The organism is Pseudomonas sp. S2_F03 (genome assembly GCF_054668335.1).
This window is the reverse complement of record NZ_CP162759.1, coordinates 237,948-257,745: the sequence shown is the minus strand read 5'-3', so window position 1 is coordinate 257,745 and position 19,798 is coordinate 237,948. Positions and strand designations below refer to the sequence as shown.

Genomic DNA, 19,798 nt, shown 5'->3' with positions numbered 1-19,798 from the left:
TTTTGCTGTTTCATTTATTGAAGGCCCGAACGGAAAACCTGTGGGAGCGGGCTTGCCCGCGATGAGGGCGGGTCAGCCAACATTGATGTCGACTGACAAATCGCTATCACGGGCAAGCCCGCTCCCACAGGGATTGTGCTGTTCAATCCCTGTGGGAAAGGCCTCTCACTACAGGGTGTTCAGGCGATCAGAACCACTGCTTGAAGCGGCGGATGTAGATTGTTTTCATGACCTGCGCGAAGACGCAGTAGCTGAGCAAGGTGCCCACCAGCCAAGGGAAGTACGCCCATGGCAACGGCTGCAAACCGACCAGCGTGCCCAGTGGCGAAAACGGAATGTAGATGCCCAGTACCATCACCAGTCCGGTCATCAGGATCACCGGCAATGCGGCCGTGCTCTGGAAGAACGGAATCTTCTGCGTGCGCAACATGTGCACCACCAGCGTCTGGGACAGCAGCCCTTCGATGAACCAGCCGGACTGGAACAGGCCCTGCATCTCCACGCTATTGGCGGCGAACACGTACCACATCAGCGCAAACGTGGTGATGTCGAACACCGACGAGGTCGGCCCGATCCACAGCATGAAACGGCCGATGTTCTTCGCGTCCCACTTGCGTGGTTTGCTCAGGAACTCCTTGTCCATCTTGTCCCACGGCAGCGCCAACTGAGAGATGTCGTACATGAGGTTTTGCAGCAGCAGATGAATCGACAGCATCGGCAAGAATGGAATGAACGCACTGGCCACCAGCACCGAGAACACGTTGCCGAAGTTGGAACTGGCGGTCATGTTCAGGTACTTCATGATGTTGCCGAAGGTTTCGCGGCCTTTGAGCACGCCTTCTTCGAGCACCATCAGGCTCTTTTCCAACAGAATGATGTCGGCCGATTCCTTGGCGATGTCAGTGCCGCTGTCCACCGAAATACCGACATCGGCATCACGCAGGGCAGGGGCATCGTTGATGCCGTCGCCGAGGAAGCCCACGGTGTGACCGTTCGATTGCAGCGCCTTGAGCACCCGCGACTTTTGCAGCGGCGTCAACTTGGCAAACACCGTGCGTTCTTCGACGCGCAACTTGAGGGTGGTATCGTCCATGGTCTCGATGTCGTGACCGAGCAGCGGTGTGCCAGGCTCCAGACCGACTTCGCGGCAGATCTTGCACGTCACCACGGCGTTGTCGCCGGTCAGCACCTTGACGGTCACGCCCATGTCCCGCAGTGCCGCAATCGCCGGGCCAGCGGTTTCCTTCGGTGGATCGAGGAAGGTCAGGAAGCCGCGAATCACCAGACCATGTTCGTCCTGAGTGGTGTACTGGTTTTTGCTCTGCGCCTTGGGAATCTCGCGGGTGGCGACCAGCAATACGCGGAAACCGTCCTCGTTGTATTCGTTGGCCAGGCTCAACAGGTCTTTGCGACGTTGTTCGTCGAGTGCGACCACCGCGCCGTTTTCATGCAGGTGGCTGGAAATGCTCAGCATCTCCTCGACCGCACCCTTGCACACCATCAAATGATCGTCGTGGCTGTCCTTGACGACGATCGACAGGCGCCGGCGGACGAAGTCGAACGGCAACTCATCGACCTTGCTGTAGGCGAATGGCACACGGAACTTCGGGTTGCTGTTGGCGAACTGCACCACCGCCTGGTCCATCAGGTTTTTCAGACCGCTCTGGTGATGGCTGTTGAGCCACGCCAGTTCCAGGATCGCATCGTCGCGCCGGCCATGGCTGTCGACGTGGTGCTCAAGGATGATCTTGTCCTGGGTCAGGGTGCCGGTCTTGTCCGTGCACAGCACGTCCATTGAACCGAGGTTCTGGATCGCGTTGAGGCGCTTGACCACCACCTTGCGCTTGGCCATGGCCATGGCGCCTTTGGCCAGGTTGGCGCTGACAATCATCGGCAGCATTTCCGGGGTCAGGCCGACCGCGACGGCCAATGCAAACATCAACGCGTCGCTCCAGTCGCCCTTGGAAAAACCGTTGAGCAGGAACACGATCGGCACCATCACCAGCATGAAGCGGATCAGCAGCCAGCTGACGCTGCTCACCCCTCGGTCGAACGCCGTTTGTACCCGTGAACCGACAATGGCTTTGGCCAGCGAGCCGAAATAGGTGCGCGAACCGGTCGCGACCACCACGGCTTTGGCGGTGCCGCTGACCACGTTAGTGCCCATGAAGCAGATGTTCGGCAGGTCCAGCAGGTTCGACTGATCGGCAGCGTTGCCGGTCGCGCATTTCTGCGCGACGTTGCCCAGCGTGTCGTATTTCTCCACCGGCAAGGCTTCACCGGTGAGCACGGCCTGGCTGATGAACAGGTCGCGTGATTCGATCAGGCGGATGTCTGCCGGGATCATGTCACCGGCGCTGAGTTGCACAATGTCGCCGGCCACCAACTCGCGCATCGGCACTTCACGCAGCGTCGCACGGCTGCCGCGTTGCCCGCGCCGCAGCACAGTCGCGGTGGTGCGTACCATGGCTTTCAGGGTTTCGGCGGATTTAGCGGAGCGGTATTCCTGCCAGAAGCGCAACAGGCTGCTCAAGGTGACCATGGTCATGATGATAATGACCTTGGTCAGGTCGGCTTCGTCGCTTTCACCCTGGCTGATTGGCAGCCAGTAGTCGGTGAAAAAGCTGATGCCGGCCAGAGTCAGCAATACATAGATGAAGGGATTGTTCAGGGCTTTGAGCAGTTGGAGGAGGGCGTGGGGCGGCTTGTCGTGGGCCACTTCGTTGTAGCCCCCGCGTGCCAGCCGCCCTTCGGCTTCCAGCTCGGTCAGGCCGTCAGTGGTTGCATTGAGGTTGGCGAGGGTGACGGCCAGGCCGTTCTGGGCTTCTCGTGCAGCGCGCATCGACAGCTTTGCGTTGTCGTTGCTGGCACCTTTGGTGCGGGTCTTCGGAGTTTTTACTGTGGTCATTGCGTGTGCTCCTGCCGCTGTCTTGCGGCACGACACACAGCCAACTCGCCGAACTAGAGGCGAGCGAACGTATGTCGAGCCGCAAACAAGCGATCGATGTCAGAAGTGTTGTTTTTTTGTTTTAACGTTCGCTGGCTATCAATAGGGAAGTGATAGGCAGCGAACCGTCTACTGGCTTCGTCCATAACTAACTCCGATTAACTAAAGTTTTAAAAGGCAATAAGAAGCTGCCGGTCTTCATGATAAGAAAACCGTTAGAAGAAGGACTTTAAAGTGCCTTCAAATCAATGGGCGGAGCGGGCCCCGAGGCTCGGATTCAGCCGGGGGGAGCGGCGCACGTAGCGCCGACTCGGTGGTTCCTGGCTGTCGTCCAGGTTCCAGCGCTGCACGAGCCGACCGGTCATCGGGCAGACGCGCCAGTTGGCACGCGGGTGTGCCTTGGCTTGGGAAGAAGGTGCGCAATAGGGCGCAATGGCGCGGTTTGCGGTGGTGCGCTCACGGCAGGGCTTGACCCGCATGGTCAAAGCAAAGGCGCGTACGCCGGGCATTACAGTGGTGTTGAAGTTCATAACATGCCTCTGGACCGGACTGACGCCGGTGAGGCAAGTTACGGTGGAGCATCAAGCTCTAGCGCAGCTCACCCGACCGAAAAGTCGAGTCCCGTCATTTTCTGGGTTGTGTGCCAGATTCTGCAGTTTCGCAGTAACCCGACAGCGACTAGATACTGTGTCCATTGGATTCTTTTGTGAGTTGAAAAAAGGCCTTCGTCGAAGGCCCGGGCAATTTACTCAGGGACGTTGGATACGTCAACCTTAAATGCCCGATTAATAGTGCATTGAGTGGAAATAGCGACAAACTTAATTAGTGGTTCAGCTAAATGACAGTGAGTTGTCTTTATCTAACTGCTTACACAATCGTGTAGCAGCTGCCGAGCCTGCGAGGCTGCGTCCGGCTGCGCAGCAGTCGTAAATCCTGCACGTGCGATTTGTCTGATGGAACCCAGTGTGTGAGTTGGCGACCACTGCGCCCGAGCGCGGACCGGCCGACGCAGGCTTCGCCAGTTGCTACAGAAGTTGCTTTGCGCAGGCGCCGGTTATCAGCGTTTGTGATGCGGCCCGCCATCAGGGCTATGCTTTGCAGTGCGCCCATCACCATGGGAGACCTCTGATGATCAACGTACGCACGGCCCGCATGCTTGCCGATTACAAAAACTGGGCCGACCAGCGCCTCTTTGACAGCCTGGCGGCATTGCCGGCGGGCGAGGTCAGCAAAGAGCGAGTGTCGGTATTCAAAAACATGATCGGCACCCTGAACCACATCTACGTCGTGGACTGCATCTGGCAGGCTCACCTCGAAGGCCGAGGGCACGGTTTCAAAACCTCACACGATCTGTTGCATGCCGACCTTGCCGAGCTGCGCAGGGCGCAACGGGAGATCGATCACTGGTACTGCGACTGGAGCGAACGCCAGACCGATGCATCGCTGGATAAACCCTTCGAATTTACGTTTGTATCGGGCGAAAGCGGCACCATGAGCGCCGGCGCGATGCTGATGCATGTGGTCAACCACGCCAGCTATCACCGTGGCTGGGTGATCCAGATGTACTTCGAGATACCGGCCATGCCGCCGGTCACGGACTTGCCGGTGTACCTGCGCGAGACCCAGCCGACCGCTTTCAAGTCGCTGCATGCCCCGGCAGTGGAGCCGACATGTGCTGTGCAATTTTCGAGCGCAACCAGCGTTCTGCCGGATCGTTATCGTTGACGCCGTTCCAGACCATGGACAGCTCGGACAACACGATGTCGAACGGCGGGTCATCGGCCCGCAATTGGCTGCTGCCTTCGATCAATGCACACGCGGCATAATCCGGCACCGAGGCGAGCATATCGGTGCCGGCCAGCAACGAGCGCAAACCGGCGAATTGCGGCACCGCCAGCACGACCCGCCGTGAACGTCCGATACGCGCCAGGTCGTTGTCGATGGCCCCACTCAAATCCCCGGAAAACGACACCAATGCATGGGGGCGCTCGCAGAATTCATCCAGCGTCAGCGGGCCCGGGCGGTCATCGCCGCGCAGGATCTTCACGCTCAGGTCGCGCAACTTTTTGCGCTTGGCGTTGGCCGGCAACTCCGTGGTGTAACTGATCCCGACAGAAATCTCGCCGCTGGCGAGCATCGACGACATCAGCAGAAAATTCACGCGTCGCACCACCACCACAACGTTCTGCGCCTCTTCGCGAATTTGCTTGAGCAGCGGCGGAAACAGGCCGAACTCAGCGTCGTCGGATAAGCCGATGCGGAACACATCACGGCTGGTGGACGGGTCGAAATCCTTGGCGCGGCTGACCGCGCCGGAAATGGTGTCCATTGCCGGCTGTAACTCCTTGAGAATCGCCAGCGCCCGTGGGGTGGGTTCCAGGGAACGGCCGTTGCGCACCAGTAACGGGTCGTCGAACAGATCGCGCAACTTGGCCAGCGAGGCGCTGACGGCGGGTTGGCCGAGGAACAGTTTCTCCGCGGCGCGGGTCAGGTTTTTCTCGAACATCAGCGTTTCGAAAATCACCAACAGGTTCATGTCCACGCGGCGCAAGTCGTTGCGGTTCATGGGGAGGCTCGCAGGGATTTGAGGGTTTGTTCAGTAAAGCATCAAACCTGACCGCGCTAATAAACGCCGATGTTTAACACACATCTCCAGACACTCTGCGAGGCTACACATCCTTGCGCCGTTACCTACGACTGCGCCAGAATCCGCCGGCTTGTGCGCCTTGGGCCGGGACTTTACTGTTTGCGGGTCGCTGCCAATTCAGCGACCGGATTTGACCGTCCGATTCGATCAAGGCGTATCAGTGTCCAAGAAAAGTGTCAGGCTTTTTGCGGTGGCTGTGCGCGGGACACCTTCGGGTGTGCCGGATTCCTTGATTTCCGGTCGGTCAACCCGCGTACAGCTGCCACCTTATCGTTTGACCGCGAACGGTGGCGGCTCCGCCAATCAAGGAGTTTCACTGTGTTCAAGATCACACCTAACCCACCCGAAACCGTCACCGACGACGTTTCCCCCTACGAATCCACCGATTCCAAAAAACTCAATACCGCCGCCGACCGCGCCCTCGATTACTACCTCAAACCGGTCATCCCCAAAGACACCCCACGTAAACCCAGCACCATCTACTTCGTCGGCCCCGACACCGATAACGAAACGTTGCTGGTGAACGCCTGTGAGACGTTGGCGTCCGCGAGCGTCATGTTGAGCGATTTCGCGGGGCAGTTAAGCGGCCCGCAGCGTCACACCCTGTTGGGCATTCAACACTCCGTCATGCTGGGTGAACTGGCGGTGAACCGGATGCTGGATAACGTCGACCCGCAAAATGCTTAACGCACAGATCGTTCCCACGCTCTGCGTGGGAATGCAGCCCGGGACGCTCCGCGTCCCATTTTAAAGCTGGAACGCGGAGCGCCCCTTTAGGCATTCCCACGCAGAGCGTGGGAACGATCCTCTCGCCTTAAGCCGCCCTTGGCTCTTGCGAACTGACCCTTGATCTGACCGATGCCCAACCCGACGGCTTCCTGCTGGCGGGTCGCTACACTCTTCTGGGCCATGATCGTGCCTTCAATGTCTTATGGACGTCGCGTTGGCACAGAACGTCGAGATCGTGGTCGGTGGTCCTTACAGTTCGGGCATTTTGGCCGGTGGTGCGCGAGGCCAAACGGGTGGCCGACCGCGCGCCATTACCAATCACAGGAGTTTGAGCATGAAAATTGATCTGACTGGAAAACTCGCGATTGTCAGCGGCAGCACCGCCGGCATTGGCCTGGGCATCAGCAAGGCACTGGCCGAGTCCGGCGCCACGGTGGTCGTGATCGGCCGCGAGACGGCCAAGGTCGAGCAGGCGCTGGCGAGCATTCGTCAGAGTGTGCCGGGGGCTCAGTTGCGTGGCCTCACCGCCGACCTGGGCACCGCCGAAGGCGCCGAGGTGTTGTTCGCTGCCGAACCGCGCGCGGACATCCTGGTGAACAATCTCGGGATCTTCAACGACGTCGATTTCTTCGACACGCCAGACAGCGAGTGGACGCGGTTTTATGAGGTCAACGTGATCTCTGGCGTGCGCCTGTCCCGGCATTACGTGCCAGACATGGTCAAGCAGGGTTGGGGCCGGGTGATTTTCCTGTCCTCGGAATCCGGCATCGCGATCCCCGCCGACATGCTCAATTATGGCGTGACCAAAAGCGCCAACCTGGCGGTGTCTCATGGCCTGGCCAAACGGCTGGCCGGCACTGGCGTCACGGTCAATGCGATCCTGCCCGGCCCGACGTTGACCGATGGCCTGGAACAGATGCTCAAGGACGCCACCGCCGCCTCCGGCCGCAGCGTTCGCGAAGAAGCCGATGCGTTTGTGCGCAAGGCCCGGCCGACCTCAATCATCCAGCGCGTGGCAGATGTCGAGGAAGTCGCCAACCTGGTGGCCTACATCGCTTCGCCACTGTCCTCGGCAACCACCGGCGCGGCGCTGCGGGTCGACGGCGGTGTCGTCGATAGCCTGGCGATTTGAAAACCAGTGATTGAGAGAGCATTTCCACGAAGTATTTGGCGACGATCAACGTTGAAGCGCAGGGGCAGGGGGCGCGGGTGACGTGGTCGGCTTGGTTTGAGCCGGTGGGGGGAGTGAGGAAGAAGTCGTGGCGTTGTTTGCCGGGATTAATCAGGGTGGACTGGACGCTTTGCGGGCCAACTATTCCGCTTAGAAGTACGACTTAACCTTGTAGCAGCTGCCGAGCCTGCGAGGCTGCGTTCGGCTGCGAAGCAGTCGTGGAATCAGATGGCGCGGTGTTTCAGATAGACCGCGTGTGCAGGGTTTACGACTGCTTCGCAGCCGGACGCAGCCTCGCAGGCTCGACAGCTGCTACAAGCGGACGCAGCCTCGCAGGCTCGACAGCTGCTACAAGCGGACGCAGCCTCGCAGGCTCGACAGCTGCTACCAGCGGACGCAGCCTCGCAGGCTCGACAGCTGCTACAAGCGGACGCAGCCTCGCAGGCTCGACAGCTGCTACAAGCGGACGCAGCCTCGCAGGCTCGACAGCTGCTACAAGCGGACGCAGCCTCGCAGGCTCGACAGCTGCTACAAGCGGACGCAGCCTCGCAGGCTCGACAGCTGCTACAAGCGAACGCAGGCTCGGCAGCTGCTACAGAGCTGCTACAACGGTTGTGTCAGTGCAGAGCTTTTGCAATCGAGCGCCAACCGCGCGCCACCGAGTTCGCTGTTACCCACTGCAAGCGCAAAGCCATGCAGGCTGGCAATCGCCGCGACGATCGACAACCCCAACCCAAACCCGCTTTTCTGATTTCCGCCTTCAGCACGATAGAAGCGCTGGAACACCGCCTCACGCTCGGCCTCGGGAATCCCTGGCCCTGAATCGAGCACTTCGATTCGCGTAAACCCGCCCTCGCTGACCCCACGCAAAATCACCTCGCCACCCGGCGGTGTGAATTTGATCGAGTTGCTCAACAGGTTCGCCACGGCTTCGAACAACAGCGCGCGATCGCCATGCAGTGCGGGCAATGTCGCCGGCAATTGCAGTGTGAACACCAGTTCTCCTTCTTCCGCCAGTGGCAGGTAAAAGTCGTGCAGCTCTTGCAGCAACGGCACGGGATTGAGTTGCACGAACCCCGACCGACGCTGGCGATCCTCCAGCTCGGAGATCCGCAGCAACCCACGAAAACGCGCCATCAGGGTGTCGGCTTCACCGAGTACGGAATCCAGTTGCACGGCCAGCGTCGAGCCGTCTTCAGCCTGCTGTTGAATCCGGTACAACTGGGCCCGCAGGCGTGTCAGCGGGGTGCGCAGGTCGTGGGCGATGTTGTCGCAAACACCCTTGACCTCGTGCATCAAACGTTCGATGCGTTCGAGCATGGCGTTGACGATGGCAGCGAGCATGTCCAATTCGTCACGACGATTGGACAATGGCAGGCGCCGGGTCAAATCGCCGGCAACGATGGCTTCGGCGCTGGCCTGGATCGCGCGGATACGCCGCAGCGGTCGGCGGCGCAACACCTGCCAACCGACGATGCCCGGAAGAATGGTCAGCGTGACACCCCAGAACAACGCGTGAAGGATGATCCGGGTCACAGCGAACAACGAACCATTGTCGCGCACCAGAATCAGCCAGCGACCGTCACGCGTCTGGGTCGCCACGGCGTCGCAACTGTCGGCGGGCAGGGTCGGGTCGTCGGACTCTGCGCAGTCGCTGAGCATGTGGATCTTGCCGTCCAGCGGCAAGTCTTCGGGGATATGGTGCAGCGCACCACTGAGGTAGCGATGTTGGTGGTCGAACAGGCCATAGGCGTCGATGCCACGTATGTCGAAGGTCATGCTGACGGCTAGGGCGTCCACCAGCTGTTCGCCCTGAAAGCGTGAAAACAGATGCTGACGTTGCATCAGCGAGTGTTTGGCCAGATTGTCCAGGTAAGCGGACACCTCGTAATACATGACACCCATGAGGATCGCGCTCCAGATCACGAACAGCGAGCTGTAGAGCGCCAGCAAACGGCTGCTGGAGGAACGCCAGCCTTTAGACGGGTTCGGCAATGACATAACCCGAGCCTCGCACGGTCCGAATCAGTGGGACCTGGCCTTGCGGGTCGATTTTCTTGCGCAGACGGCCGATGTGCACGTCGATCAGGTTGGTGCCGGGGTCGAAGTGGTAGCCCCAGACTTCTTCGAAAATCATCATGCGCGACAGGATCTGCCCGGTGTTGCGCATCAGGAATTCGAGCAACTTGTACTCGGTCGGTAGCAGTGTCAGCAGCAGGCCGGCGCGGCTGGCTTCGTGGCTGATCAGGTTGAGTTCCAGGTCGGCCACTCGCAAGGTGGTGGCCTGGGCGGTCACGGTGTTCTGACGGCGCAGCAGCACTTCGACCCGGGCGGCCATTTCATCGGTGGCGAACGGTTTGGTCAGGTAATCGTCACCGCCGGCGCGCAAACCACGCACGCGCTCATCGACGTCGGAGAGGGCGCTGATCATCAGGATTGGCGTGGCCACGCCCATGGTCCGCAACGTGGTGACAATCGCCAGGCCATCGAGCTCCGGCAGCATGCGGTCGAGGGTGATCAAGTCGTAATCGCCACTGACGGCACGCTCCAGGCCTTCACGACCGTTGTCGACCCAATCGACATCGAGGCCGTGGCTGCTCAGTTCGGCGACAATTTCCCGGGCGGTCACGGCGTCGTCTTCGATGGTCAAGATGCGGGTCATAAGGCTGGCCTGATAATCGGTTCAATACGGAGTGGGGAACATTTTGCCCAGAATTACGCGTGACTTAATAAATTAACTTTCATGTTGCACCAGGGGCCACTGCGGAACATTGATATCATACGGCCATAACTTAAACAGGAAGCTGCGTTGTGCACTCGTTGATTCGCCGTAGTGGGATGCTGATTGTATTGCTGTTGTGCCTCGCCAGCCTGTTCTGCCTGGGCGGGCAATACACCTTGTTCGGGAAAGAAAGGCGGTATTGCCCGCTGCGATGGCGATCTGTTTCTGTGCAATGACGGCTCCATCAGCGGTTCTAAGAAAAGCTGCTCGGCGATGTATGGCGGCCAGAGTCAGGCCCGCCCGCAAACACTGATCCAGAGCGACGATGGCTGCGCCTGCGGCACCGGTTCGTTCTGCACCGGGCCCAGAGGCGGGGTGTATTGCCTGACTCCCAGCGGTAACAAGAGTTACCGACGCAAGTAGATCGAATGCAATGCATAAAACCCGCTGACAGGACGGGTTCCTTGCAATTTGCATGGGCAAGGGAAGTTCAATCTTTATAGATGACTGAAAACCAAGGGAATAATTGAATATCGCGACTGGCACGGTGACTGCAACGGCTGCGTTGTAAACCCTCTTTCCTGCCTGGAGCGATACAACAATGAATAGATCCTCTGAAGGTTTCTATCCCATCGCAGAAGAAACAAGCACGCTGTCGGGGGTGTCCTGGGGCGCGATTTTCGCCGGGGCCGCGGCAGCCGCGGCGTTGTCGTTGATCCTTTTGCTGCTCGGTGTCGGCCTGGGTTTTTCCGCGGTATCGCCGTGGGCCAATGAAGGCGTAAGCGCCAAGGGCCTGGGCATATCAACCATCGTGTGGCTGGCGGCAACGCAAATCGTCGCTTCCGGGCTCGGTGGCTACATTGCCGGTCGCCTGCGGATCAAGTGGGCGAACCTGCACGGTGACGAGGTGTATTTCCGTGATACCGCCCATGGCTTTCTCGCCTGGTGCGTGGCGACGCTGGTGACCGCGACCCTGGTGGTCGGCTCGGTCAGCAGCATCGTCAGTGGCGGTGTGCAAGCCGGGGCGAGCGTGGTTGGCGGGGCGGCCAGTGCGGCCACTCAAGCGGCGAGCACTGCGGCCAGTAATACCGACAGCGATCAGTACGGTTACTTCGTCGACAGCCTGTTTCGTGACGATCGCCCGGCAGCGGTCAGCGATGACGCCGTGCGTGGCACGGTCACACGCATCTTCATGCGCAGCCTGAGTAACAACGGCTTGACCGCCGAAGATCGGACTTACCTGGCGCAACTTGTTACACAGCGGACCAACCTGACTCAGGCAGACGCTGAACGCCGTGTCGATGACGTCTACGCCCGTACGCAAAAAGCCGTTGCCGACGCCAAACTGGCCGCACAGCAAGCCGCCGACTCGGCCGCGAAAGTCGCCGCCTGGACCTCGTTGTGGATGTTTATCGCACTGCTGATCGGCGCTTTTTTCGCCAGCCTCGCCGCGACCTTCGGCGGTCGCCGCCGGGACGCTGTGGTGTATGTCGAGACCGACGCCTACCTCACCACCGCTTCGCTGCAACCTGTTCGTTAACCCAGGAGAATCATCATGCGCTCATTACTGCTGTTCTTCCTCGGCGTGCCCATCCCGATCATCATCCTGATCGCCTTGTTCATGCATTGATCCCTTGAGGCACATGCCTCTGCCGCTTCTGCCTCTGGTGGAAGCGGCGTTTTGCTTTGTGGCCTCCAATAAAGCGAAGATGCCCGCCACGGTTCTTGAATTGGGTTGTCTTTGAAAGGGGAGTAGTGAGTTGGACAAAAAGGAAATCAAGCGGCAACTGGTGGCAATGCTCGAAGCCGGGCGCTCCAAAACCGAAACGTTCAAGGCGTTCTCCGGTGGGGCGGTCAAGGACCGGGTACTGGCTTACTGGATTGGCGCCCGAGCGGATCCGGCGTTACGGGAAAAACACTCACTCAAGGTCAATATTTTGCTCGCACTGATGTGCGTTCAAGCCTTGCTAGGTGCCGTCAGCGGATTTTACCTGGGCTCGACGATCGGCCCCGGTGCCGTGGTGTTTTTTACTCTGTTTGCGGTGCTGGTGCCGCTGGCGTTTGCCTGGGGGTTCTACAAGAACTCGGCACGGGCCTACACCCTTTACTTGATTCTGACCGTCAGCCAGATCTCGCGGATGTTCAAGGGATATGAGGAAGACCCGGTGATGACCGTGGCCGGTTTTGTGATCACGTTGGGCATCGTGTGTTTTGTCGCTTGGGTAAAAGTGCTGCTGTTCCCGGACCTGGGCTTCGTCGGCTCGAAAAGGGTCAAGGGCGAGTACGTGTTTTCCAACTGATTTTTGGGAGGCGCCTGGCATTGCACCGCGTCATCGTTCATCGCGGGCAAGCCATGCTCCCACAGGGGCACACTGTCACACTGTGGAAGCATGGCTTGCTCGCGATGGCGTCATCACAGTCGCCACACCGCTTAAACCTTGCTCGCCTCCTGCTCCTCCAACTGATCCGACTCAAACAGTTTCGCCAACTCTGCCCGCGCTTCCTGCGCCGTCTGCAACACCTTCGCTGCATCGTCATAAACCGCATGCTGTGCTTCCAGCACCTGTTCGTCGTGATGCTGGAAGCGCTTGATCCGCGCATCGGCCTGGGCCTGGGTCAGACCCAGGCCAACCAACGTGCGCCGGCTCATCTCAAGGCTCGAATAGTAGGTTTCGCGGATGGCCTCGGCGCCAAGGTCCACCAACCGGTGCACATGCTGACGGTTACGTGCACGGGCGATGATTTTGATGTGCGGATACAGCCGGTGCACGACCTCGGCGGTCTTGATATTGGTGTCGGGATCATCGGTGGCGATGATGAAATATTCCGCCTGCTCGACCTTGGCCGCGCTGAGGATTTCCGGGCGCATCGGGTCACCATAGAACACCGGCACGCCGCCGAAACTGCGGGACAGTTCGATGGTTTCAACCGAGGTATCGAGCGCCACGAACTTAATGTTCTGCGCCCGCAGAATCCGCGCGACGATCTGCCCCATCCGGCCCATGCCGGCAATCACCACGCGCGGCGTATCGGTGTCGATGTGGCGGAATTTCTCGGGCACCACGACCGGTTGCACCTTCGGCGAATACAGACGTGCGCACAGCAGCAACAACAGCGGTGTCACCGCCATGGACAGGGTGATCGTCAGCACCAGCAAGTCGTACAGGTGCGGTTCGAACAAGCCCTGGTCGCGGCCGATTTTGAACACCACAAACGCGAACTCACCGCCGGCCGCCAGCACGATGCCCAAGCGGATCGCACTGACCTTGCCCAGCCCACCAGCCAATCGCCCGACCACAAACAGCAGCGGCAATTTGATTGCGATCAGCAGCAGGGTCAGCCCGAGTACAGCAATCGGTGCGCTGAGCAACAGGCTCAGGTTGGCGCCCATGCCGACACTCATAAAGAACAGCCCCAGCAACAAGCCTTTGAACGGCTCGATCTGCGCTTCCAGTTCATGACGGTACTCGGAGTCAGCCAGCAGCAGCCCGGCGAGGAACGCACCGAGCGCCATGGACACGCCGACCAGGTCCATCAACCACGCCGTGCCGATCACCACCAACAGCGCGGTCGCGGTGGACACTTCTGGCAGACTGGTTTTGGCGACCACGCGAAACACCGGTCGCAGCAGGTAACGCCCACCGATCACTACCACGGCAATGCTGCCTAGCACGCGTAAGCCGTGATTCAAGTCTTGCGCAGCAGTGGAAGTGTGATCACCGCCGGCCAGCAACGGCACCATAGCAATCAGCGGGATCGCGGCGATGTCCTGAAACAGCAGAATCGCAAACGCCAGGCGGCCGTGAGGGCTGGTCAGTTCCTTGCGCTCGGCGAGGCTTTGCAAGCCAAAGGCTGTCGACGACAAGGCCAGGCCCAGACCGAGCACGATGGCGCTGTTCAGCGGTTGGCCGAACACGAACAAGGCGACTACGCCGATGACCGAACCGGTCAGCAGCACCTGCGCCAGGCCCACGCCAAACACCGATTTGCGCATCACCCACAAGCGCCGCGGCGACAGCTCGAGGCCAATGATGAACAGCAGCAACACTACGCCCAGTTCAGAGATATGACTGACGCTTTGCGGGTTGCCAATCAGCCCCAGCACCGACGGCCCGATGAGGACGCCGGCAAACAGATAACCCAACACGGCACCCAACTGCATGCGTTTGGCCAGGGGAACGACGAGCACCGCCGCGAACAGAAACACGACAGCGGCTTGTAAAAGGTTGCCTTCATGGGGCATGACTGACTCCAACAACGGTACGGCGGGGGGGCAAGGATAAAGGCTGAGGCGAGAGGCGTCAGCTATGAACATAAACGGGGTTAGCGTCTACACCGTTGAAGCGCGCTGATGCTGAAGGTGCAGTTACATTTTGCATCAATTAGTGACATTCATAGGATAAGCTGATCAATCTGTTTGTTCACGAGTACACACCGATGGCCATCAATTTTGACCTGAACGATCTCCAGGCTTTTCGCGCGGTGGTTGAGCAGGGCAGTTTTCGCAAGGCCGCCGATACGGTGCGTATCTCCCAGCCAGCACTGAGTCGTCGGATCGAAAAACTTGAAGATGCCCTGGGTGTGAGACTGTTCGAGCGCACCACGCGCAAGGTCAGCCTGACCCAGGCGGGACGCGGTTTCATGCCCAGTGTCGAGCGGTTACTGGATGACCTGGACGTGGCGTTGCTGGGCATCAGCGAAGTGGCCTCGACCCGGCTCGGCCATGTCACGGTTGCCTGCGTGCCGTCGGCGGCTTACTACTTCATGCCGCGGGTAATCGCCCATTACCACCGGCAATTCCCACGGATCAAAGTCAAAGTGCTGGATTCCAGCGCGCACGAGGTGCTGAGTGCAGTGGTCAACGGTGAGGCGGATTTCGGCCTGAGTTTCATGGGCACGCTGGAGGCCGAAGTCGAGTTCGAACCGCTGGTGAAGGAGGGCTACGTGGTGGCTTGTCGGCGCGATCACCCGCTGGCCGGGCGCAGCAGCGTGACCTGGGACGAGTTCTATCAGCAGGATTACATCTCGCTGGACAAAACCTCGGGCAACCGCTTCTTGCTGGATCAGGCACTGACCGGCATCGTGCCGCAGCGGCCGAGCATCTGCGAAACGCGGCATGTGACGACAATGATTGGCCTGGTGGAAGCGGGATTGGGTATCGCGGCGGTGCCGCTGATGGCGATGCCAGCGGCAGATCATCCGATCCTGACCCGGGTGCCATTGATCGAACCGCAAGTGATGCGCAGCGTCGGTCTGATCAAGCGCCGGGGTCGTACATTGACCCCGGCAGCATTGGAACTGGAGCGGCTGGTGGTGGAAATGAAAGTGCAGTCACCTGCGATCAGCGGCTGACAGAATCCAGCCCTGTTGACTTTACATCCGACTGAGCGGCTGAGGAGGCCAGGTACTCAAGCAAGGCCTTGGCTTGCGCAGGGTGTTGCGCACCCACCGCAATACCGGCGGCGAATCGGGTCACCGACTGCACTGACTCCGGAATCTTCGCTACAAAACTCACCCCCGGCACTGGCAGCAATTCGCTGACCTGCTGAAAACCCAATTGATAGTCGCCACTGGCAACGACCGAACCCACCGGGATTTTCGGGATCATCTTCGACTTGGGTTTGAGCTGGTCTTCGATGCCCAGTCGCTTGAACAGTTGATCTTCGATGTACACGCCGCTGGCACTGTCGGAATAAGCAACCGAGCGGGCATCGAGCAGGGTCTTTTTCAGACCGTCGACGGAGCTGATGTCTGGCTTGGGAGTACCTTCGCGTACCACCAGCCCAATTCGCGAGTCCGCCAGTTCAACCCGAGAAGCCGGGTCGACTTTGCCCTGCCTGATCAGTTCATCCAAGGCGTAACCGACCATTATCACCACGTCGGCTTTCTCACCTCTGGCCAGACGATTCGGGATCGCTTCCGGGGCTTTGCCCATGGAAGGGCCGAGAGCGGTGTCCAGGGTATTACCGGTAGACTCGGCGAATTTCGGGCCAAGGATTTTGTACGCAGCAGTGAAACCACCGGAGGTCATCACGCGGATCTCTTCGGCCTGCGCGATATTACTCAGGCCAAGGCTGGCAGCCAGCGTCAGGGTTGCAAATTTCAATAGTTTGTTCATGTCCATGTTCTCGAAAAGGGCAGGATCAAGACACCGCCGGTTGCAGGCGACCGGTCGAACGGCGATACAGATACAGCGTTGCGCCCAAGGCGCAGAGCGCGGCGAAACTCATCCAGTAACCCGGCGCGGCCTTGTCGCCGGTGTACTGGATCAGAAACGTCGACATCGCCGGCGTGAAACCACCAAACACCGCCGTTGCCAGGCTGTAAGCCAGAGAAAAGCCGGCAACTCGAACCTCACTCGGCATGATTTCGGTGAGCGCGGGGATCATTGCGCCGTTGTACAAGCCGTAAATGAACGACAGCCATAACAGCACCAGCAACATGTGCATGAAGCTCGGTGCGTTCACCAGATAGGTCAGCGCCGGATACGCGGTGGCAAGGGTCAGCAGAGCCATGGCAATCAACACCGGACGCCGGCCTATACGGTCGGACAACGCGCCCCCGATCGGCAGCCAGATGAAATTCGAGACACCCACCAGCAAGGTCACCAACAATGCATCGGATGTGCTGAGGTGCAGCACGGTTTTGCCAAAGGTCGGTGCATAGACCGTGATCAGGTAGAACGCAGTGGTGGTCAGCGCGACCATCATCATCCCGGCAAACACGATGACCCAGTTCTGTGCCAGGGTACGGAACACATCAGCCATGCTTGGCCGGTGTTTGCGCGCAGCGAATTCCTCGGTTTCTTCCAGGTTGCGCCGAAGGAAAAAAATGAACGGCACGATCATGCAACCGACGAAAAACGGAATCCGCCAGCCCCAGTCGGCGATCATCGCGGGCGCCATCCATTGGTTGAGCCCATAGCCCAGCGCCGCCGCAACGATGATTGCTACCTGCTGGCTGCCAGACTGCCAACTGGTGAAAAAGCCCTTGTTGCCGGGGGTGGCGATCTCGGAGAGGTACACCGACACACCACCCATTTCCGCTCCGGCCGAGAAGCCTTGAAGCAATCGGCCAATCAGCACGATGGCAGGTGCGAATAACCCGATGGTTTCGTAGCCGGGCACCAACACAATCAGAATCGTGCCGCTCGCCATAATCGACAGCGTGACAATCAACCCTTTGCGCCGGCCCACGTCATCGATGTACGCACCCAGTACGACGGCTCCCAGTGGGCGCATCAGAAAGCCTGCACCAAACACGGCGAAGGTCATCATCAAGGACGCGAACTCGCTGCTGGCGGGGAAGAACACCGCAGCGATCTGTGTGGCGTAAAAGCCGAAAAGGAAGAAGTCGAACTGTTCGAGGAAGTTGCCCGAGGTGACCCGGAAAATCGCACTGGCGCGGGAGCGCCCGGTCGGGATTGATGTTGTCATTGACGTGTACTCCACCGCTTTTATGACGTGCCCGCCTGGACGCGGAGCACGGTTCTTATTGGGGCGGATAGTGGAGCAGGAAGATCGATATGATAAGTGCATTGTTGGCATGCATTGATGCGCCAAACGGATCAATGCACTTGCGGGCGGTGCCGCTACAGATGGGCCTCGATGTGAGTAAACGCTTGCGCCACGTAGCCTTCTTTCTCACCCACGGGCGCGAAATAGTGCAGTACCTCGTGCGCCGTTTCAGTGCCCTTCAAACGTGCCAGCAACCACGCGACAAGGTACTGCGCCGACAAACACCCTCCCGCCGTGGCGACATTGCCATTGGCATAAAACGCCTGATTGACCACATTGACCCCGGCCGCCTGCACCCACGGTTTGCTGATGGAATCGGTGCACGCGGGCGCGTCACCAAGCAGCCCGAGTTTTGCCAACAGAAAAGTGCCAGAACACTGCGCAGCCAGTAGCTGGCGGCTTGGGTCGAAGCGCAGTTGGTCCATGATCGTCGAATCCACGGCCACTTCCCGGGTCTTCCTGCCACTGCCGACCAGCACCGCATCCGCCTGACAGGCCTCGGCCAGATCAATGTGCGCGTCGATGGTCAAACCATTCATCGACGTGACCCGCGATGTCGGCGAGGCAATGCTCACGCGCCAGTCCTTGTCGCCCAGCAGCGAAACCCGGCTGAGCATGCCGTAAGCAATCAGGGAGTCGAGTTCGTTGAAACCGTCGAAAGTCAGAATGGCGATGTGCATGGCGGTTGATCCCGGGTGTTTTTACGCAGCCTACGCCGACCCGGGGCGCAACTCCCGGTACAGTGCGGGACAGAATCATCGAAACAGTCAGAGACGAGCCTGCACAGCGCTTTCACCGCCCAACCGATACTGATTATTGCCACTGCGCTTGGCTTCATACATCGCCAGGTCCGCAATATGAATGAGCCGGTCCATGCTCTGTGCATGGTCCGGAAACACCGCGACGCCCAGGCTGGTGCCGATGTGGCGCTGATCGTTGCCGATGGTGATCGGTGGTGACAGTTCGACGAAGATTTTCTGAGAGATAGTGCGGGCTTCTTCCTGCAGGCAGATGTTTTTGGACAAGCCTTGAAGGATGACCACGAACTCGTCACCGCCAATGCGGGCGACGGTGTCGGTTGAGCGCAAGATCGTCTTCAAACGTGTGGCGGTGGTGATCAGGACGCGGTCGCCGGCGGCATGACCGTAGTGGTCGTTGATCGCCTTGAAACCATTGAGGTCGACAAACACCAGCGCAATCCGGGTGGCGCTGATGCGTGCTTGTTCCAGCGCTTCGGACAAGCGTTCTTCGAGCACCAGGCGATTGGGCAGGCCAGTCAATGGGTCGTAGTGAGCCAGGTGTTGCAGGTAACTGGCGGAGGCTTTTTCCTCGGTGATGTCGCGCACCACTCCCATCATTTTGATGGTGGCGTCGTGGTCGTTCTTGACCACATTGCCGGTTTCTCGCAGCCAGTGAATGCTGCCGTCGGGCCAGACCACGCGGTATTCCTCGTCATGGTTTTCGCCGGTTTCCAGGCAGCGCAGCTCCCCGGCGCGCACGCTGGCCCGGTCCTCCGGGTGTACGCAGGAACAAAACAGGGCGTAGGAGGGCGTCACTTCGCCGATCTTGAAGCCGAACATGCCGTAGATCGCATCCGACCAGTAAAGTTTTTCGGTGTCGACGTCCCAGTCCCAGGTGCCAATGCGGGCGAAATATTGGCTGCGCTTGAAGCGTTCGACATCGCCATCCTGGCGCACCGAAGGTCCCTGGGACAGGCTGGCGATCAGCGTCCGGCATTCGGCCAATTGCTTTTTCAGCGAACGTTCCCGATGGATCATCGCGATGAGCAGGGCAAGCAGGACTGAGCCGATGGCTGCGCTGGTCCAGAGCGGATTCATTCAGGGATCGCCATCATTGGGGTGTTAAACCGAGGAGGATTAGGTGTTTATGTTAGTTCACCCGGTCACCGGGTTACAGTCGCTTTCTTTGCAGCCAGCGCTAGACTTGATTGGCACGCCCTCAGCTTCGTGATCGTCCGCCTGCTGGAGATCATCAGCATGTCACAGGCCAGTACTTCGCGGTCGAGGCGAAGCAGAAGGAAGGCAAGAAAGTCGTGGAAATGTTG

The 19,798-nt window shown here is 59.5% G+C and carries 16 protein-coding genes and 3 pseudogenes; 9 read left to right on the top strand and 10 right to left on the bottom strand.

What is annotated here, in order from left to right:
* Positions 1-187 precede the first annotated feature (187 nt).
* Together mgtA and AB4N76_RS01195 are read right to left on the bottom strand one after the other, a co-directional pair.
* Positions 188-2,908 (bottom strand): magnesium-translocating P-type ATPase, encoded by a 2,721-nt coding sequence (gene mgtA, locus AB4N76_RS01200; protein WP_460163996.1) that lies wholly within the window; start codon positions 2,906-2,908, stop codon positions 188-190.
* 284 nt (positions 2,909-3,192) lie between these two features.
* The gene (locus AB4N76_RS01195; protein WP_046031462.1) at positions 3,193-3,477 is read right to left on the bottom strand and encodes a hypothetical protein; all 285 of its coding nucleotides are present in this window, start codon (positions 3,475-3,477) and stop codon (positions 3,193-3,195) included.
* 598 nt (positions 3,478-4,075) lie between these two features.
* Here AB4N76_RS01195 and AB4N76_RS01190 point away from each other — a divergent pair.
* On the top strand, positions 4,076-4,672 hold the full coding sequence (locus AB4N76_RS01190; protein ID WP_046031461.1) for a DinB family protein: 597 nt from the start codon (positions 4,076-4,078) through the stop codon (positions 4,670-4,672).
* On the opposite strand, the gene AB4N76_RS01185 is transcribed toward AB4N76_RS01190, so the two are convergent.
* On the bottom strand, positions 4,584-5,513 hold the full coding sequence (locus AB4N76_RS01185; protein WP_046031460.1) for a LysR substrate-binding domain-containing protein: 930 nt from the start codon (positions 5,511-5,513) through the stop codon (positions 4,584-4,586). The two genes, AB4N76_RS01190 and AB4N76_RS01185, sit on opposite strands and share 89 nt — an antisense overlap.
* A 399-nt stretch (positions 5,514-5,912) precedes the next feature.
* Here AB4N76_RS01185 and AB4N76_RS01180 point away from each other — a divergent pair, with 399 nt between their 5' ends.
* The 4 genes and pseudogenes from AB4N76_RS01180 to AB4N76_RS01165 form a co-directional block, all read left to right on the top strand.
* Positions 5,913-6,281: a DUF6124 family protein gene (locus tag AB4N76_RS01180; RefSeq protein WP_077432001.1), complete on the top strand. Its 369-nt coding sequence runs from the start codon at positions 5,913-5,915 to the stop codon at positions 6,279-6,281.
* Between the two features lie 146 nt (positions 6,282-6,427).
* Positions 6,428-6,607: pseudogene (locus AB4N76_RS01175) on the top strand (aldo/keto reductase); the annotation flags it as partial.
* Positions 6,608-6,657: 50 nt separating this feature from the next.
* A complete protein-coding gene (locus AB4N76_RS01170; protein WP_046031813.1) occupies positions 6,658-7,455 on the top strand; it encodes an SDR family NAD(P)-dependent oxidoreductase in 798 nt (265 codons plus the stop codon).
* Between the two features lie 23 nt (positions 7,456-7,478).
* Positions 7,479-7,648, top strand: a pseudogene (locus AB4N76_RS01165) (SRPBCC family protein); the annotation flags it as partial.
* A 449-nt stretch (positions 7,649-8,097) separates the two neighbouring features.
* Here AB4N76_RS01165 and AB4N76_RS01160 read toward each other — a convergent pair.
* Together AB4N76_RS01160 and AB4N76_RS01155 are read right to left on the bottom strand one after the other, a co-directional pair.
* On the bottom strand, positions 8,098-9,495 hold the full coding sequence (locus AB4N76_RS01160) for a sensor histidine kinase (RefSeq protein ID WP_077432003.1): 1,398 nt from the start codon (positions 9,493-9,495) through the stop codon (positions 8,098-8,100).
* Complete coding sequence (locus AB4N76_RS01155; protein WP_046031458.1) at positions 9,473-10,156, bottom strand: response regulator transcription factor; 684 nt, start codon at positions 10,154-10,156, stop codon at positions 9,473-9,475. Before AB4N76_RS01155 ends, AB4N76_RS01160 begins: the two co-directional genes overlap by 23 nt.
* Positions 10,157-10,332: 176 nt before the next feature.
* Here AB4N76_RS01155 and AB4N76_RS01150 point away from each other — a divergent pair.
* The 3 genes and pseudogenes from AB4N76_RS01150 (at position 10,333) to AB4N76_RS01140 (ending at position 12,516) form a co-directional block, all read left to right on the top strand.
* Positions 10,333-10,639 (top strand): annotated as a pseudogene (locus AB4N76_RS01150) (YdcA family protein).
* Between the two features lie 178 nt (positions 10,640-10,817).
* Complete coding sequence (locus AB4N76_RS01145; protein ID WP_460163995.1) at positions 10,818-11,756, top strand: hypothetical protein; 939 nt, start codon at positions 10,818-10,820, stop codon at positions 11,754-11,756.
* Between the two features lie 220 nt (positions 11,757-11,976).
* Positions 11,977-12,516: a hypothetical protein gene (locus AB4N76_RS01140; RefSeq protein ID WP_460163994.1), complete on the top strand. Its 540-nt coding sequence runs from the start codon at positions 11,977-11,979 to the stop codon at positions 12,514-12,516.
* A 131-nt stretch (positions 12,517-12,647) separates the two neighbouring features.
* Here the strand turns inward: AB4N76_RS01140 and AB4N76_RS01135 are convergent, their stop codons facing one another.
* Positions 12,648-14,459, bottom strand: coding sequence for a monovalent cation:proton antiporter-2 (CPA2) family protein (locus AB4N76_RS01135; RefSeq protein ID WP_077432006.1), 1,812 nt, complete (start codon positions 14,457-14,459; stop codon positions 12,648-12,650).
* A 194-nt stretch (positions 14,460-14,653) separates the two neighbouring features.
* Between AB4N76_RS01135 and AB4N76_RS01130 the strand changes: the two genes are divergently transcribed.
* Entirely contained in the window at positions 14,654-15,568 is a 915-nt protein-coding gene (locus AB4N76_RS01130; RefSeq protein ID WP_046031454.1) for a LysR family transcriptional regulator, read from the top strand.
* On the opposite strand, the gene AB4N76_RS01125 is transcribed toward AB4N76_RS01130, so the two are convergent.
* From AB4N76_RS01125 to AB4N76_RS01110, 4 genes are all read right to left on the bottom strand, one after another.
* On the bottom strand, positions 15,558-16,334 hold the full coding sequence (locus AB4N76_RS01125; RefSeq protein WP_046031453.1) for a substrate-binding domain-containing protein: 777 nt from the start codon (positions 16,332-16,334) through the stop codon (positions 15,558-15,560). The genes AB4N76_RS01130 and AB4N76_RS01125 overlap by 11 nt on opposite strands.
* A 25-nt stretch (positions 16,335-16,359) precedes the next feature.
* A complete protein-coding gene (gene tcuC / locus AB4N76_RS01120) occupies positions 16,360-17,652 on the bottom strand; it encodes an MFS transporter (protein WP_046031452.1) in 1,293 nt (430 codons plus the stop codon).
* A gap of 155 nt (positions 17,653-17,807) precedes the next feature.
* Positions 17,808-18,413, bottom strand: coding sequence for a DJ-1/PfpI family protein (locus AB4N76_RS01115; RefSeq protein ID WP_046031451.1), 606 nt, complete (start codon positions 18,411-18,413; stop codon positions 17,808-17,810).
* A gap of 87 nt (positions 18,414-18,500) precedes the next feature.
* Entirely contained in the window at positions 18,501-19,571 is a 1,071-nt protein-coding gene (locus tag AB4N76_RS01110) for a sensor domain-containing diguanylate cyclase (RefSeq protein ID WP_046031450.1), read from the bottom strand.
* Between the last annotated feature and the right edge of the window lie 227 nt (positions 19,572-19,798).

Bases quoted from the DNA above. Each gene is read 5' to 3' on its own strand.
- AB4N76_RS01170 (WP_046031813.1), top strand. From the start codon at position 6,658: ATGAAAATTGATCTGACTGGAAAACTCGCGATTGTCAGCGGCAGCACC.
- AB4N76_RS01145 (WP_460163995.1), top strand. From the start codon at position 10,818: ATGAATAGATCCTCTGAAGGTTTCTATCCCATCGCAGAAGAAACAAGC.
- AB4N76_RS01185 (WP_046031460.1), bottom strand. From the start codon at position 5,513: ATGAACCGCAACGACTTGCGCCGCGTGGACATGAACCTGTTGGTGATT.
- AB4N76_RS01125 (WP_046031453.1), bottom strand. From the start codon at position 16,334: ATGAACAAACTATTGAAATTTGCAACCCTGACGCTGGCTGCCAGCCTT.
- AB4N76_RS01190 (WP_046031461.1), top strand. From the start codon at position 4,076: ATGATCAACGTACGCACGGCCCGCATGCTTGCCGATTACAAAAACTGG.
- AB4N76_RS01155 (WP_046031458.1), bottom strand. From the start codon at position 10,156: ATGACCCGCATCTTGACCATCGAAGACGACGCCGTGACCGCCCGGGAA.
- AB4N76_RS01160 (WP_077432003.1), bottom strand. From the start codon at position 9,495: ATGTCATTGCCGAACCCGTCTAAAGGCTGGCGTTCCTCCAGCAGCCGT.
- AB4N76_RS01110 (WP_046031450.1), bottom strand. From the start codon at position 19,571: ATGAATCCGCTCTGGACCAGCGCAGCCATCGGCTCAGTCCTGCTTGCC.
- AB4N76_RS01135 (WP_077432006.1), bottom strand. From the start codon at position 14,459: ATGCCCCATGAAGGCAACCTTTTACAAGCCGCTGTCGTGTTTCTGTTC.
- tcuC (WP_046031452.1), bottom strand. From the start codon at position 17,652: ATGACAACATCAATCCCGACCGGGCGCTCCCGCGCCAGTGCGATTTTC.
- AB4N76_RS01130 (WP_046031454.1), top strand. From the start codon at position 14,654: ATGGCCATCAATTTTGACCTGAACGATCTCCAGGCTTTTCGCGCGGTG.
- AB4N76_RS01195 (WP_046031462.1), bottom strand. From the start codon at position 3,477: ATGAACTTCAACACCACTGTAATGCCCGGCGTACGCGCCTTTGCTTTG.
- AB4N76_RS01115 (WP_046031451.1), bottom strand. From the start codon at position 18,413: ATGCACATCGCCATTCTGACTTTCGACGGTTTCAACGAACTCGACTCC.
- mgtA (WP_460163996.1), bottom strand. From the start codon at position 2,908: ATGACCACAGTAAAAACTCCGAAGACCCGCACCAAAGGTGCCAGCAAC.